The 15,190-nt window shown below is 44.3% G+C and carries 18 protein-coding genes; 5 read left to right on the forward strand and 13 right to left on the reverse strand.

Annotated elements, in window-relative coordinates; all coding sequences use genetic code 11:
* Positions 1 to 4: 4 nt before the first annotated feature.
* From aspS to rpsF, 6 genes are all read right to left on the reverse strand, one after another.
* Positions 5 to 1,810 (reverse strand): aspartate--tRNA ligase, encoded by a 1,806-nt coding sequence (gene aspS / locus EHO59_RS12995; protein ID WP_135588732.1) that lies wholly within the window; start codon positions 1,808 to 1,810, stop codon positions 5 to 7.
* A 79-nt stretch (positions 1,811 to 1,889) separates the two neighbouring features.
* The gene (gene dnaB / locus EHO59_RS13000; RefSeq protein ID WP_135588734.1) at positions 1,890 to 3,212 is read right to left on the reverse strand and encodes a replicative DNA helicase; all 1,323 of its coding nucleotides are present in this window, start codon (positions 3,210 to 3,212) and stop codon (positions 1,890 to 1,892) included.
* Between the two features lie 12 nt (positions 3,213 to 3,224).
* The gene (gene rplI, locus EHO59_RS13005; RefSeq protein WP_135588736.1) at positions 3,225 to 3,689 is read right to left on the reverse strand and encodes a 50S ribosomal protein L9; all 465 of its coding nucleotides are present in this window, start codon (positions 3,687 to 3,689) and stop codon (positions 3,225 to 3,227) included.
* A gap of 11 nt (positions 3,690 to 3,700) precedes the next feature.
* Positions 3,701 to 4,018 carry a 30S ribosomal protein S18 gene (gene rpsR / locus EHO59_RS13010; RefSeq protein WP_135588738.1) on the reverse strand — a complete coding sequence of 106 codons (318 nt, stop codon included), beginning with the start codon at positions 4,016 to 4,018 and terminating at the stop codon, positions 3,701 to 3,703.
* A 14-nt stretch (positions 4,019 to 4,032) separates the two neighbouring features.
* On the reverse strand, positions 4,033 to 4,470 hold the full coding sequence (locus EHO59_RS13015) for a single-stranded DNA-binding protein (protein WP_135588740.1): 438 nt from the start codon (positions 4,468 to 4,470) through the stop codon (positions 4,033 to 4,035).
* Positions 4,463 to 4,738: a 30S ribosomal protein S6 gene (rpsF, locus tag EHO59_RS13020; RefSeq protein ID WP_135588741.1), complete on the reverse strand. Its 276-nt coding sequence runs from the start codon at positions 4,736 to 4,738 to the stop codon at positions 4,463 to 4,465. The genes EHO59_RS13015 and rpsF overlap by 8 nt, the downstream gene beginning before the upstream one ends.
* 325 nt (positions 4,739 to 5,063) lie before the next feature.
* Between rpsF and EHO59_RS13025 the strand changes: the two genes are divergently transcribed.
* Positions 5,064 to 5,342, forward strand: a complete 279-nt coding sequence (locus EHO59_RS13025) for a FitA-like ribbon-helix-helix domain-containing protein (RefSeq protein ID WP_135588743.1) — start codon at positions 5,064 to 5,066, stop codon at positions 5,340 to 5,342.
* Complete coding sequence (locus tag EHO59_RS13030) at positions 5,326 to 5,730, forward strand: type II toxin-antitoxin system VapC family toxin (protein WP_135588745.1); 405 nt, start codon at positions 5,326 to 5,328, stop codon at positions 5,728 to 5,730. Before EHO59_RS13025 ends, EHO59_RS13030 begins: the two co-directional genes overlap by 17 nt.
* Here EHO59_RS13030 and EHO59_RS13035 read toward each other — a convergent pair.
* From EHO59_RS13035 to purU, 3 genes are all read right to left on the reverse strand, one after another.
* Positions 5,727 to 6,929, reverse strand: a complete 1,203-nt coding sequence (locus EHO59_RS13035) for a CapA family protein (RefSeq protein WP_135588747.1) — start codon at positions 6,927 to 6,929, stop codon at positions 5,727 to 5,729. The genes EHO59_RS13030 and EHO59_RS13035 overlap by 4 nt on opposite strands.
* Positions 6,930 to 7,152: 223 nt before the next feature.
* Positions 7,153 to 8,562: an SLC13 family permease gene (locus EHO59_RS13040; RefSeq protein ID WP_135588749.1), complete on the reverse strand. Its 1,410-nt coding sequence runs from the start codon at positions 8,560 to 8,562 to the stop codon at positions 7,153 to 7,155.
* Positions 8,563 to 8,649: 87 nt separating this feature from the next.
* Positions 8,650 to 9,513: a formyltetrahydrofolate deformylase gene (purU, locus tag EHO59_RS13045; RefSeq protein WP_210413077.1), complete on the reverse strand. Its 864-nt coding sequence runs from the start codon at positions 9,511 to 9,513 to the stop codon at positions 8,650 to 8,652.
* A gap of 312 nt (positions 9,514 to 9,825) precedes the next feature.
* Here purU and EHO59_RS13050 point away from each other — a divergent pair, with 312 nt between their 5' ends.
* The 3 genes from EHO59_RS13050 to EHO59_RS13060 all read left to right on the forward strand — a co-directional run bounded on the left by EHO59_RS13050 (position 9,826) and on the right by EHO59_RS13060 (position 11,068).
* Positions 9,826 to 10,233, forward strand: a complete 408-nt coding sequence (locus tag EHO59_RS13050) for an Hsp20/alpha crystallin family protein (protein ID WP_135588751.1) — start codon at positions 9,826 to 9,828, stop codon at positions 10,231 to 10,233.
* Between the two features lie 13 nt (positions 10,234 to 10,246).
* Entirely contained in the window at positions 10,247 to 10,636 is a 390-nt protein-coding gene (locus EHO59_RS13055; protein WP_135588753.1) for an Hsp20/alpha crystallin family protein, read from the forward strand.
* A 90-nt stretch (positions 10,637 to 10,726) separates the two neighbouring features.
* Complete coding sequence (locus EHO59_RS13060; protein ID WP_135588755.1) at positions 10,727 to 11,068, forward strand: DMT family protein; 342 nt, start codon at positions 10,727 to 10,729, stop codon at positions 11,066 to 11,068.
* Between the two features lie 21 nt (positions 11,069 to 11,089).
* Here the strand turns inward: EHO59_RS13060 and EHO59_RS13065 are convergent, their stop codons facing one another.
* Genes EHO59_RS13065 through EHO59_RS13080 form a run of 4 tightly spaced genes read right to left on the reverse strand, consistent with a single transcriptional unit; the run spans position 11,090 to position 15,094 of the window.
* Entirely contained in the window at positions 11,090 to 11,686 is a 597-nt protein-coding gene (locus tag EHO59_RS13065) for an SCO family protein (protein WP_135588757.1), read from the reverse strand.
* A 6-nt stretch (positions 11,687 to 11,692) separates the two neighbouring features.
* Positions 11,693 to 12,718, reverse strand: coding sequence for a multicopper oxidase domain-containing protein (locus EHO59_RS13070; RefSeq protein WP_135588759.1), 1,026 nt, complete (start codon positions 12,716 to 12,718; stop codon positions 11,693 to 11,695).
* Between the two features lie 14 nt (positions 12,719 to 12,732).
* Positions 12,733 to 13,044, reverse strand: a complete 312-nt coding sequence (locus EHO59_RS13075; protein WP_135588761.1) for a phospholipase — start codon at positions 13,042 to 13,044, stop codon at positions 12,733 to 12,735.
* Between the two features lie 40 nt (positions 13,045 to 13,084).
* Positions 13,085 to 15,094 carry a PLDc N-terminal domain-containing protein gene (locus EHO59_RS13080; protein ID WP_135588763.1) on the reverse strand — a complete coding sequence of 670 codons (2,010 nt, stop codon included), beginning with the start codon at positions 15,092 to 15,094 and terminating at the stop codon, positions 13,085 to 13,087.
* Positions 15,095 to 15,190: the final 96 nt, after the last annotated feature.

Genomic DNA, 15,190 nt, shown 5'->3' on the forward strand with positions numbered 1-15,190 from the left:
ACGATTAAACCTTTATTAATCTGAGCTTCAACTCTTGGAGCTGCTTCTCTTCCACTTCCGACGGGCATTCGCTCATCAAACAAACACCTTTTTGCGTCTTCGGAAATGCGATCACGTCTCGGATGGATTTTCCGCCGGTCATCAGCATTAGAATCCTATCTATACCGAAAGCAATTCCTCCATGAGGAGGAGCTCCAAACTCCAGTGCTTCCAAAAGGAAGCCGAACTTTTCCTTAGCCTCTTCGGAGCCTATGCCCAAAGTGGAGAAGACTCGGTTCTGCACTTCTTTGGAGTGGATACGAATGGAACCTCCACCGATTTCCACACCATTTAGAACCAGATCGTAGGCCTTGGCTAACGCCCTGCCCGCTTCTTTCTGGAGTCTTTCCTCAGAAGAGAAAATCTCTAGACTCTCGTCATTCGGAGAGGTAAACGGGTGATGCAAGGAATCCCAGCGATTGTTATCCTTGTTCCACTCGAACATCGGGAAGTCCACGATCCAGGAAATATGAAAGCTTCCTTCTGCAGGTTTGTCAAATCTTTCCGACAACTTTAAGCGAAGTGCTCCCAAAGAATGATTTACGATTTGTCTCTCGTCCGCTCCGAAAAAGATCATATCCCCTTCTTTAGAGCCAACCGCCTCGGAAATCTTTTTGAGAGTCTCCGGAGTAAATCTTTTTGTAATCGTGGATTCCAAGCCTTCCGGACCATGCTTCATGTAAGCGAGGCCTTTTGCCTTGTAATCTCTCGCAAGCCAAGCAGTTAAATCCTCGATCTCCTTTCTGGAGATTACGGATCCACCCGGAACGCAGACCGCCTTAACGACTCCGTGAGTTCCGACCGCCACAGTGAACACTTGGAAATCGCTATTTTTCACGATCTCAGAAACATCCACGAGTTTCATTCCGAAACGAAGGTCCGGTTTATCTGAACCGTATTCTTCCATCGCTTGTCTGTATGGCATTCTGGAAAAAGGAGCCTTCAATTCCAGTTCGAAGACATCCTTCATGACTTTGGAGAATAGGCCTTCGATCTCGGTCAGGATCTCTTCTTGAGAAACGAAGGAGAACTCCATATCCAGCTGAGTAAACTCAGGCTGCCTATCGGCCCTTAGATCCTCGTCCCGGAAGCATTTCACGATCTGGAAATATCTCTCCATTCCCCCGACCATTAGAATTTGCTTAAATATCTGTGGCGACTGAGGAAGAGCATAGAACGAATTCGGGTTCAGACGGGAAGGAACCAAGAAATCTCTTGCTCCTTCCGGAGTGGACTTGTTCAAGATAGGGGTTTCAATCTCAACGAACTTACGTGAATTCAGATAATTACGAATTGCGAATACGAACTCATGTCGTTTCAGCATTCTGTTCTTAAGCTCATCCCTTCTGAAATCCAGATATCTGTATTTCAAGCGGTTCTCTTCGGAGATCTCTTCGAATTCATCCAAGGAGAAAGGAGGAGTCTTAGCTTGGTTCAGGATAACAAGTTTTTCGACGACGAGCTCGATGGTCCCGGTCTTCATCTTAGGGTTTATGCTTTCCGCATCCCTTTTCTTGAGCTTTCCTTGGACTGCGATTACATACTCGGAGCGGATCTTTTCCGCGGCAGTGAAATCTTCTTCCAATATTTCTTTGCGAAGTACGACTTGCAAGATGCCGGTGCGATCTCTTAGATCCACAAAGATCACTCCACCCTGATCTCTAAAACGGAAAGACCAACCGAATAGGGTAAGTGTCTTTCCTTCTTGGGCCTCGGTAGTTTCTCCCGCCCAGGCTCTAGCTCTATAACCTTCTAAAATCCAATCTTCCAAAGAAATTCCAGTTCCTTAATTTATAATATAAAAGCTTGCTCCGAAGTTTCGTGTAGACGAGCAAAACCCGTCCGTGGAGCTACACGTTATCAAATCTGGAAAGTTCAGGTCGGAAGGCAAGTGGAAAAGAACCCGTAGGTCCCGATCGGTTCTTGGCGATGATGATCTCCGCCATTCCCTTCATCCTAGGATCTTCCTCTTCGTCCTTTCCCTTCTCTCCGCGATAAATGAATGTTACAATATCCGCATCCTGCTCGATCGCACCCGACTCTCTTAAGTCTGCGAGCTGAGGTCTCTGGTCCTTAGATCTCTGTTCGATGGATCGGTTCATCTGGGAAAGAGCGATCACGGGACATCTAGCTTCCTTTGCCATCTGCTTGAGAGCTCTGGAAATCGAGGAAACCTCTTGCTGTCTTCCCCCATCACGGCTCTTAGGATCGCTCATAAGCTGGAGATAATCCACGATGATCAGTCCTAAGGTCTCGTTGGTAAGAAGTTTGCGGATCCTTCCCTTGAAATCGTCCACACTCAGAACTCCCGAGTCGTCTATATAGATCGGAGAAGAAGTTACTTTGATAATTGCTTCGATAAGCTTTGGCGCATCCGACTTAGTGACCTCGGAACGCTTGAGTTTGTTCGACTCGACCTGAGCATAAGAACAAACCAATTTAAGAAGAAGCTCCATTCGGCTCATCTCTAAGGAGAAGATGACCACTGGACGGTTATGTATAAGTGCGACATTCGAGGCGATATTCAGCGCTAGAGTGGTCTTACCGTTTCCGGGTCTTGCCGCGAGCACCATCATTTCGTATTCTTTCAGACCGGAAGTCATCTCATCGAACTGAGTGAAATTGGTGCGAAGCCCCTTAACCTGGCCCCTGCTCTCCATGATCTCTTTGATATACTCGGAAAGAGCAGTCTTGTCCTGAGAAACGGGCATGAGCCCTTTTACGTCTGCGGATCTGGAGACTTCGGTCAGACTTTGCTCGATCTGATTGAAGACCGACTCGTTCTCACCCGGCTCTTTCTGGATCAGATCCAGAGCATTCATTAATAATTTTGAATATCTTCTTCTCTCGGAAAGGCGCTTGATCCTTTCTGCATAATACACGAGAGGATGTGAAACTACCGAATCCTTATACAAGGAATAGATATATTCGTATTCCCTTTCAGGATCTTTTAGGAGAGAATTTTCTTTTAGGAAGTTTAGAACGGAAACTGGATCTACGGCAACTTTCTTGTCTACCAGATCCAAGATCGCCTTATAGATGCGGCGATTTGTATCCTGATAGAAATCCTCTGGGACCAGAGGAATGTCTATCAGATTGTCCGCCCCCTTGAGAAGGAGAGATCCGAGAAAAGACTTCTCGGAATCCAATTCAAACAAGGAGTCGGCTTGCATTAATTTTTACGATTAAGCTTCGGTAGAAGCGCCTTCTTCTTTTTTAACGTGAATCGTAATGGTTGGAAGAATTCCTTCTGCCAAACGAACTTTCAGTTTGTAAGAACCCAAGTTACGGATCGGTTCAGCGAACTCGATCTTACGCTTGTCTACTTCGAAACCACCGTTCTTTAAAAGAGCCGCAACGTCAGCAGGAGTAACCGCTCCGAAGAGTTTGTCTCCTCCACCGGTTTTCACAGAAATCTCAAATTCCTTACCGTTTAGTCCGGAAGAAACAGATTCCATAGTTTTCTTGCGTTTGTCTTTTTTCAGATCGGCTAATTTCTTCTGGTGAAGAGCCATCTTAGTCTTTCCTTCAGAAGCGCGAACCGCGAGTCTCTGAGGGAAAAGGTAATTACGAGCAAAACCGTCTGCGACTTCTTTGATATCGCCAGCGTCACCTAGGTTAGAAACGTCTTTTTGTAAAATTACTCTCATTCGTTTCCTCCTCAGTTTACCTTGAACGGTAGAAGGCCGATGCTACGTGCCTTACGGATTTCTCTTGCGAGAATTCTTTGGTACTTAGCAGAAGTGCCAGTGATTCTACGAGGAATGATCTTACCGCGATTGGTAATGAATCTTTCCAAAAGTTCGATATTCTTATAATTGATTTGTTTTGCAAGCTCAGGGTCTGCGGTGAAGCGACAAACTTTCTTTTTGTATTTGTTCTGCTTCTTAGGCGGACGTCCTCCGTCTTGCTCTAAAGACATGCCTTCAGTAGCAGCTGTCTCTTGCTTAGTTTCTTCTTGTACTTCGTTTTCTGACATTGTTCGTGTCCTCGTTAAAAAGGTATATCGTCGTCTGTTCCGGAACTTCCCATGTCATCTTGCGCAGATGAGTAAGAAGAAGATCCGCTGTTTGCGGAAGAACCGTATTCTCCGCTTCCATTCTCCCTTGCTCCGATCATCTGGAAATTCTCCACGACGATCCGAATGCGGGAGGCTTTTTTGCCTTCCATGGTTTCCCAAGTATCCTGCTTTAAGCGTCCCTCGATAACGAGTTGTTTGCCCTTCTTGCAGTATTGTTGGATGATATCAGCTCCCTTTCCCCAAGCTTCGCAGTCGAAGAAATGAGTTTCCTCTTTCTTGTCCCCGCCGGCCACATAGGTGCGACCATTCGCAATGGAAAAGTTCACTAGGGAAGTTCCGTTCACCGTTTTAAATTCCGGATCGCGGGTCAGGCGCCCTACTAGGGTCACCCGATTGATATCGTTAGCCATTGAGGCGGACGATCATCGAGCGGAGTAAGTTTTGGTTTAATCCAAAGTCCCGCTCTACCTTTTCTAAGGCAGATTGATCGGCATTCACTTTGAAGTGAGTAAAAATGCCGTAGTCCTGGTGCTTGATCGGATGCCAAAGTTTCTTTTGGCCCCAATCTTCCTCAGCGGTTACGTTGATGGAATGCTTTTTGAAGATCTCAAGGACCTCAGTTTTAGCCACTTCCTTCGCGGTAGAACGCGTGATTGTGGTAATCTCGTAGTTTCTCAAAAGTTTCTCCTATGGGAAAATGCCCGTCTACATGCGTGACGAGCAGAAGAATAAGGATTTTGTCCTATTTTCGAGGACTTGGTGAGGGGGTCAAGCCGAATGCAAATCTACCTTTTGCATGCCTTATCCTCCGAAATGGCTTTAACGCGTAATCGGAATAGATATTCCTGCATTCCGGTTTATTTCTTATTTTCAATTGGATCCAAACACTTTGGTTAATATCGAAATGCGGGAGAAATCAACTTTCCGGAAGGAAGAGATAGGATTCATGAAAACTGCTTGAGAATTCATGAAATTTGAGTAGCTTGGATCCGAGGTTCGGAGCATGGCAAACTTACAAGTCCGGGATATAGATGACAGACTCTACGAAGCATTGAAAAGGAGAGCCGAATTGGAACATAGATCAATCAGCCAAGAAGTGGTACTTCTCATAGAGAACTACCTCGCTCATGATACAAAAGGATCCGAACAAAAGACACTTGGATTCTTAGAGCTATCCGGCTCCTGGATAGACGATAGAACTCCCGAAAAGATCGTCAAAGAGATCCGATCTTCTCGCACCAAGAATACCTCAGGGAGCAAAACGGATGAGCTATTTGATTGATACGGATATTCTCATCTATAGCCTAAAGAACGATCCGATTGTTCGCCAAAATTTTCTGGAAAGAAAGAACTCGATTAAGTCCGTTTCTGTGATCACGTACGGAGAACTGATCTTTGGCGCCCAAAAATCCTCTTATAAAGAAAGGAACCTGGCAACAGTCCGAAGGATCGCCGAGCTATTTCCGGTGATAGAATTGAATTCAGGGATTATGGAAACTTTTGGAGAACTAAAGGCGACTCAGCAAAAAAAAGGAAATACGATCGAGGACTTTGATCTATTGATCGGATGCACGGCGCTTTATTTAAATTATTCCCTAGTGACGAATAACGAAAAACATTTCGGCAAAATACCCGGATTGAAAATAGAGAACTGGACCAAATCCGCTTAGTCCAGATCGATCCAACCCCTACCTCCTTCGATACGGATCTTAGTTCCTAGATCTTGGGACAGCACAGCAATCTCGTTTAAAAAATTCTCAGCTTCTTTTCCTTCCAAAGGTCTGACCAAGTGATCCTCATTTTGGAATTTTCCGAAAATAGGCACGAGTTCTGCCTTGATCAATTTGCTTTTCTTAATATGGAGAATTACGATTATATTATGATTTAAGTAAGCATTCCTGCTTCCGAAAATCAAATTTCCCAAAGAATAGAAAATCAAACTATTCCCGATCCTTTCAATCCCTTGCGGAATATGAGGATGATGTCCTATGATAATATTCACCCCACTATCCGCAAAGGTTTTCGCGATCTTTCTTTGATCTAAAGTAGGAAAGGGAGAATATTCCACCCCCCAATGCAGCGAAAGTATCCTGAATTGATTTTGAGAAGAAGGAGCCTTGGACTTTTTTCCGTTCGAATTTTTTTTAGGAAGCTTGGATCCGTTCTTTATGGAATTTAAAGTTAGATTTTCTGTCTGAAGCTTTTTTACCAATTGCTCTGCATCCAAGGGCATAACGCCTGGACTAGTGCTTGCGTAGTGGGACCTTCCTTCTGCAACATTAGTCGCAGAGTAGATCCTTAGATTGGTATCTTTTCCTTCCCAGATCCAAGGTCTGAAAGCGGACTCTAAATTTTTTCCGGCACCAATATAAGAGATCTTTCGATCCGAAAGGAACTTCAGAGTTTCTTCCAGGCCTTCAGGTCCATGATCCATAGCATGATTGTTTCCAAGAGAAACAAGATCTACTCCTAAGAAACTCATGGACTCTAGGTCAGCTTCCCTTGCCTGGAATACATAAGCTTTTCCGGTATCCCAATTCTTTTCGGATACAACTGGAGTTTCTAGATTCAAGACCTTAAGATCCGCAGTAGTGAAAAGATCTTTGAGACCTTTTACGGGAGCCAATTCTCCTTTGGACTTGATCGTATCCCGGATTCCCCAATTAAACATCACGTCCCCACCCATGAGGACCTTGACTAGCTCTGGATCTTCTTCTTTTGTTAATAATTTTTCGATCTTGGATTCTATCTGATCCACAAGTTCGGAAACTACAGAAGAAGAAGGCTGCCCTTCTCCCGAAGAAGTTCTCTCCGAAAAGCTAGAACATGAGATAATGAAAAGGATCAGAAAATGAGGAAGGCTCCGCATTGCCGTACGGAAATCCTTTAGAAGAGATCGCATCTTTCCAGACAGTTTTCAGATGCGTTTTGATTTGGGAAATAAATAATAAGAAAGATAGGAAACTTTCAGCCCATATAAATGGGAGAAAATAGAATACGCGACCGCTTCGTTATTGATAAATGCCTGTTCCTAATTCTTCGATGAGAAGAAGGAAGAAAACACAGCATTCGAGATGATTTTTGTGCTGAAATTATTGAAAGACCAAGAATCCCAAGAGAACAAGGACGAGACCTAAGATCCCAATCTTTACCCCTACTTTAGCCATATCCTTGATCTCAAAGCCTCCTACCGCATAAGCGACAGCGTTCGGAGGAGTGGACACCGGCAAAGACATTGCCAAAGAAGCGCCTAACGCAGATCCTAAAACCAATTGGATCGCATACGATTCATTCCCAGGCATGAGTAGAGTCGCCACAGGAAGAGCCAATGGAACCAGTAAATTTGCGGTAGCAGTATTGGACAAAAATGTAGAAAGAAATAATCCGATAGAGAAGAAGATCCCGAGCACCCACAGGCTTTCGTTCGGACCAGTCTTACTGCCGATCAATTCTCCGAACCAAGCGCCCGCACCACTCTTCTCAATTCCGGTTCCTAAGGCGATTCCACCTGCAACCAAAATAAGCACATCCCATTCTAAGGAACGTAAATCACTCGATTCTAATATACCTGCGGATGTAAAAAGAAGAAGAGGAAATAACGCGACTACTCCTGCAGGTATCCCGTGCAAAGATTCAGTGAGCCAGAAGATCACTGTTAGAAAAAAGCCGAACAATACAAATCTCAGTCTCTTTTGCGATCCCTCGCCCGATAAAGTTTCGTATCTAAGGGAAAGTTGTAATCCAGGACTTGCAGGAAAAGCTCGAAGCAACCAAAACCAAGCAGCAATCATTAGAATGAGCAAGAGAGGAATTGCTACAAGCATCCAACTTCCAAAGGAAATAAAATCTCCGTATCCTTGGTTCTTTAAATTTGCGAAAGCGATCACATTCGGAGGAGAACCGATCGGAGTTCCTATTCCCCCTAAGTTCGCGGCAAATGGGATCCCGATCAAGACTGCTTTTCTAAATTTCTCTTCTTTACTTAAAACAGAAAGCAATGGAAAAACAAGTGCGATCATAAGAGAAGCTGTAGCTGTATTACTCATCCAAAGAGAAATAGATGCTGTGATGCACATGAGACCGAGCAGTACAAACTTAGGAGAAGTTCCAAAATAAGGAAGCACTCGATTCGCAAGCCAGCGATCCACTCCTACTTTCACGCAAGCCTTTGCCAAAGCGAAACTTCCGAGGAAAAGAACCACCGCTGAATCCGCAAGAGAAGCAAGAAAGACTGCAGGAGCAGGACTCTTTGTGTTCGGAATTTGATACTGCTTTAAGAAATCCCATTTGCCCGGGTTGGAAAATAAAATGATCTCCGCCAGAATGATTAGAATGGAAGTCGCATGTCCCGGAATGATCTCAAAGATCCAAAGCCCCGCTGCGCATAGAAAAATGAAGAACATCCCCCCGACCGAAGGAGGCAAGAAACCGTAAAAGGAAAGAACAAGAGGCAGCAAGGCAACAAGTAAGGAAAAAGCAAAACCTAGTTTTCGAATTGGCATAAAGACTTCTTAAAATCAAGAAAGCATAAAGTAAGATCGAGTTAAATCAAGGTCAACCGTAAAGTAATCACGAATCGATCCTAGTTCCTATTCGAATACGATGGTCCGATTCTGAAAGATCATAACTCTATCTTCCAAAAGAAGACGTAATGCCTTTGCAAGCACGACCTTCTCCAAATCTCTTCCATAAAGCACGAGCCTTTCAGGAGAATATCCGTGATCGACATGACAAACATCCTGAACAAGAATGGGCCCTTCGTCCAGATTCTCCGTCACTATATGAGCAGTAGCGCCTATTATCTTTACTCCTCTCTTATATGCTTGCTCATAAGGCTTAGCTCCTACGAAAGCTGGCAAAAAGGAATGATGAATGTTTAAAATACGATTTCCCCAATTTCGAACGAACTCCGGGGTGAGTATCCTCATATATTTTGCGAGCACGATCCAGTCCGGCTGCATCTCTTGCAGACGTTCTTGGACTTTTGTTTCGTGCTCTTCTCGTGTCATTCCGTCGCTTGGAATAAAAACAAAGGGGACCTTAAAGTCTCTGGCCAGATCTCCCAGAGTCTCATGATTAGAGATCACTCCCAGAAGATCCATGGGCAGCTCTCCGTATCTCCAACGAAGCAAAATATCCCCCAGGCAATGCGGCTCCTTAGTGGCGAGGAGCACGACCCGGGCTTTTCTGGAGGTGGATAATTTTAGCTCTGCGTCTTTGGGAAGGATTTGTAGTAACTCCGACAGGATGGTTTTGTCCTCTTCCTCTTTTTGGATGGAATACTCTGTTCTCATAAAGAACACTCTTTGCAATGGCTCTACGAATTCCTGGTTTCCTATAATATTCGCTCCGATCTTTGCCAAGAAGCCCGTGATTCTATGAATTAAACCGGGCTCATCCGAGCAGCGGATCAAAAGAATTCTAGTGTGATTCGAGATCAGATCTGCTTCCAAAACTTCCTCCAGAAGGAATCGGGTAATCTTTGGGACTTTGGATAAGTTAGCAAATCTTTAAAGGGGAAATTTTGGTCCCCGCCCTTCGTGGGTGGGGGCCGGTGCGGGGGTTTGTCCAGGAAAGGCAAAATTTCACAGAACCCGACTTTCAGCAAATCAGTTTCTGGGGGAGGAATTTTAGTAGGAGTTCCTACATTTCAATAATTAGCACTCTTGATAAAAAAGTGCTAATTATTATGAAAAATAATTGAAACTTTTTATCATTTTAGCACTCTATATATATAAGTGCTAAAATGCGCTGGAGGCTGCTAAATGAGACAACAGGATTTTTTTAGCGAAGTAAGAAGAATTCAAAACCGATTCCATAATCTTTTCGAACCAGTTTGGGAAGGCGCACGCACTTCCCCTGCCCTGAATGTGTATTCTGATCAGGACAAAATCACAGTGACTGCCGAAGTTCCGGGTCTTTCTCCGGAGGATCTGGAGATTACCGTTGCCCACAATCTTCTCACCATCTCGGGTGAATGGAAGGACGAGGGCCAAGCAAAACCAAGACGGATCGAAAGAGCACGCGGAAGCTTTAAGAGACAACTCGAACTTCCTGTGGCAGTCGATTCCGAGAAAGTGCAAGCAACCGTAAACGAAGGTATCTTAACACTCGTCCTTCCAGTCTTGGAAAGCGAGAAACCTAGAAAGATCCGCATCGAAGCTAAAGCTTAAGAAGGAGAACAAGATGAGCGTATTAGAATTATTGAAATCAGAAAAGTCCGGCGAACAAGAGACCAAGACGACCCAAAGGCCTGTTTATACTCCTGCGACAGATCTTTATTCGAACGAAGAAGAGCATGTGCTTCTCTTAGATCTTCCCGGTGTGAAAGAAGCAGATCTCGAGATCTCCTTAGAGAAGGATGAACTCAGAATCTCCGCTAAAACTTCTGCAACGCAAACACAGGGAGAACTTCGCTATTCCGAATACGGAACAGGTGATTATAGAAGGAGCTTCATTCTATCCGAACCGGTAGAAGAGGACAAGATCACTGCCGTTTTGAAGAATGGAGTGCTCCAGCTCAAACTTCCCCGCAAAAAGCCTTTGAGCAAAAAAATAGAAGTTCGAACTTCCTAAAAGTTTTTCAGTTAGATCCTTACCAAATTTAGCCGGAGCCAGCTCCGGTTTTTTTTTGCCCGAATCACAGCCAGTTTATTCTCTGGTTGTATGAGGACATTAGCACTTCTCACTCTTTCCAATCTGTTTATGACCTTTGCCTGGTATGGCCACTTGAAATTCTTCAAGGACTTTCCTTTATGGAAAACCATATTGGTCTCTTGGGGGATCGCATTCTTTGAATATTGCTTAATGGTTCCTGCAAATAGGATTGGCTATGCAGAAGATGAATTGAGCGGCTTTCAATTAAAGATTCTGCAAGAAGTTGTGACGATTACCGTATTTATAGGTTTCGCCTTCTTAGTCTTGAAAGAAAAGATCAAATGGAATCATGCAGTCAGTTTTGTGCTCATTCTTCTTGCGGTCTTCTTTGCCTTTTACGATAAGAAATAAACAGTTCTAACAAAAACTTCTTCAAAGAAGTTTACGAATCTCTTCTGCCAGCTCCTGTCCTTTGATCCCGGTTGGATATGCTCTCAAGATCATTCCAGACTTATTCACGAGATAAATAAAAAGAGAATGGTCTACTCCGTATCCTCCTGCTTGTGCAGGATTTTGGACCTTTTGAGAATAGACGCCGAATCCTTTCTGCAACTCTTCGAGGTTCGCTTTTCCTCCAGTCAATGCAACAAGCTCTTTTCCGGGAAATCTAGAAATATAATTTCGAAGTACTTCTGGAGTATCTCTTTCCGGGTCCACTGTGATAAAGATCGGAGTTACATTTTTGGAATCTTCTCCTAAGATCCGAAAGGCATTCTCTATATCATTAAGAGCCATAGGACACATGTCCGGACAATGGGAAAATCCGAAATAAACCACGAAGAGATTTCCGTTCAACTCCGAAGGTCTAACATCCTTTCCTTCGGTGTCTTTTAAGAGAGCGGTCTTCCATTCTTGGACTGGATATTCCAAGGCATATTCCGTTTTCTTAAAGAATTTCTGGATGCCAAATCCTATTCCCAGCCCGACAGCTAATACGAGTAAATATAATATTATTTTTTTATGATTCATATTTCCTTAAACCGCTACGATCCAGCCCATTGCACCCCTGTCTGCCATGTGAGTCTGGTGAGGATGGAACATGTACCTTCCCCGTTTCGTTAAAGTAAATTCTACGATCGCCCTTTCTGTCTGCCCTAAGGTAATTACGTCCGTGTGCTCGTCAGGGACCAATCGAGTTCCAGTTCTATATACGTCAAAGGTTTGAGAATGCAAATGAAAGGAAGCTAACGGATCGTATTCGGTCATATTCGCGATATATAGACGAACCTTCTTTCCCACGGGCACTTTAATTGGAAAACGATCATAGAATCCTGCAATTCCATTCCATGCGTATATATCATTTCTTCCGGACTCTTGCAGGTCCCATCCGGCTAGTATGAGCATAAACTCTAGGGCAGGAGGACGACCTCCTGGTGGATCTACAATAAATCCACCATACAATCCCTTCGACATATGACTCGCCAAAGGAGGAACATGACAATGATATGGGTGGAATCCAATCGGTCCCGCTTTGATCTTATACAATCTTTCCGAACCGGATGCGATCGGTTCCCAACCATCCTGTTGAGGATCATGAGTCCCATGAAAATGGATCGAGTGTGGATGATTGGAATGATTCCTAAATAGGACCTCCATATTCTGTCCTTCTCTGGCTCTCAAAACCCTTCCGGGAACGATCCCATCGAAAGTCCATGCATTCACCACAGTCTCATGTGCGACAGTCAATGGCATTTCAACGATATTGATTTCCGATCGAAAAGAACTTCCTGATGGTGCCTGAGGAAGGCTCGAATGCAGCTCCATTCTAGAAAGGAAGTCCGCATTCGTAAACATAGGCGGATGCACCATACTACCATAAGAGTTCCCTCCTATAGCTCCGGGCAACCGTATGGAAGGATTCGGATTTTGGCCGGTAGGAGTTCCTACCGTTCTACAGATTGGATCGTCCTTTTTGCGAGCAGTAATCCCGGCTATACCTGTTCCAGCCGCAATCCCTGCCCCACCAATTCCTAACCAACGAAGGAAATCCTTCCGATTCATTCTAAAATCCTAATTTAGAATCTAGCGATGGTTGAGATCAGGACCGTTAAAACCAAAAGCCCGATTCCACCATATACCAAAACATTCTTTGCCCAAGCCGGGATTTTGGACCCACCTGCAATATGATAAGCTCCGGCTCCGATCAAAGGAACGAGAACAATTGCTGCAGTCCAAAGACTTCCCTGCTTAACGGTAACATCCTCTCTCTTAGACAGATCGATAAGAGCGAGAGGAGCCCAAAGTGCGAATAATATATAGAAGATATAGTATCCATAAAAATTGAACAGAAGAGTAAAAAAGCCCGGTTCGAGAATTTGAGTATTCATAATAAACTCCTTAATAATTTCAAAAATTCTAATATACTGATCAACCTTCTCCCACATTCCCCACAATGGAGAATCCGAGGAAGATCAGAAATGCGAGTGATGCACCAAAACCTGCAAGCACCAGAGTCAACCTCAGATACTTAGGATATGCGGATTTTCCGGTTAAGAGGTATGCTCCTCCTCCCAGATAAGGCACCAAGGATACGAAGACTAACCAAGCGTATTTGCCAGGATTTACTTCCGACTTGGAAACCAGATCGTAAATGCTTAAGCTTGTTAAACAAACATACAAAAGCATAGGAAGAAGATATCCGAACCAACGGAAGATCAAACTTTGCAAGTCCAAAGGCCTTGGGCTGGAAAATCCTCCCAATACGTCTCCGAATTTCTGTTTTCTTTCTGCCAGGATCTTAGCTGCTTCCGGTGGAAGTGTAACCTTCTCCAGATCCAATCCAAAGTCCTCAAACGCATGAAGTGCAGGTTTGATAGGAGCTCCTACACCACCAGGAAGATTCTCTTGCGGACCTGGAATCGGTTGCTTCTTCCAATCGCCGCTTGGATAATTTCCACGGGTCGCATCTACCATCAAAGAAAGAGCATTGAAGGCAGTGAATAGTTCCCCTCCCACAGGAAGGCGTATTCCCCCGGCACATGAATTCGTTTTTTCTAATAAAGGAGGAATAGAAGTTTGGAACTTATTGTTAGAGAAACAATTCCCTATGCTAATAGGTCCCGAAAGATTCAAGTCCGCGATCCCAGAAGAATAAACCGTATTGTTCTCAATTACGTTTTGATGAGAAAACCAGAAGTTCTCATCCAGGTTCGGCAAAAGAGCGATCCCATAATTCTCATGTCCGACCACTAGGTTGTTCTTGATTACATTCCGCAATCCACCGGCGATCAGCACACCGATCCCGTAAGAAGGATATTCTAACGGTTTGATCGGCGCCTTTAAGTTATTATTATCATAGATCAGGTTACCTATAATGGTCGTTTCTCTTTCTGGAGGAAGAAGCTCTCTATCTAAGGAATTCGGTCCGAGACCTACGATATTATTTCTCCAAATAGAGCTGATAATGTATAATTCCCCACCAGCGTTCGTTCCTGAATATCCTAGAGCACTGTTCTCGGAGATCACATCGTATAGGATGGCCTTACAAGGATAACATTGTCCCACATAGATCCCTGCGTCGGGAGAACCGGATGCATAAGAATGTTCTAATACTCCATTCACAGAGTCGAACGCGTAGATCCCATAATCTCCGTTATTATACGCAGTTAAATAAGAGCCTCGATATCCTTTGACACCTGTCCAAAAGAATCCGTTCAATGTGGAATTTCGAGCGGTCATATTCTCGATCGCAACTCCATCCGCACCAACTACAATAACACCATTCCCTCTTTGGAATTGACCGTCCAAGATGACCTTATTTCTGTCAGTGCCTCGGATCACGAGAGAAGGAGTAGTAACTACGACTTCTTCGTAATACACTCCTTCATCCACGAGAACTAGATCTCCAGGAGAAGCAGCATCCACTGCGTTTTGTATCGTAGGATATACTTGCGGAACCTTGCGAGTGGTTCCCGAGAATTTCTCCGCGACCTTCCATGCCTTTCCGGCCCTTGCCGCAGGATTGTATTGCGCATTCCCTACAACGATATCACCGACCATTCCATTCTTTCCATCAGGGGAAGCATGGAAGCTGCAGTAATAAGGAAACACTCCTTCTTTAGGATAACTTACTTTTACTTTGGAACCTCTTGGCATGACCAAATTTCCAAAGTTCTTTTCCGTCGACCAAGACTTGTCCACGGAGATTGCGTTATGAGGATTCGCGCCTGAATTTACAAATTCAATCTGGCCCCCAATCGGGATTCTCTGCATTGGTGGAGAGAATGCATTGTCGATCATGACCACGTGGGCAAAGCCTTCTGTGCTAGCCTCTTCTTTACTACTACCACAGGAAGAAGCAAGTCCCCCTATGAAAACTCCCGTGACCAGAAGGCCAATCAGGGGAATCATTCGTTCTTTCCATTGGAATCTCGGCATCGGAACTCCTCTTTTCTGAAGTATCTCAGGCGCGGAAGGGAGATTGAACCCCTTCTTCAAAATGTGAGCTTTTGCTCACTTTTTTCTATCTTCGCA

It is taken from the genome of Leptospira semungkisensis (assembly GCF_004770055.1).
Lineage (GTDB): Bacteria > Spirochaetota > Leptospiria > Leptospirales > Leptospiraceae > Leptospira_B > Leptospira_B semungkisensis.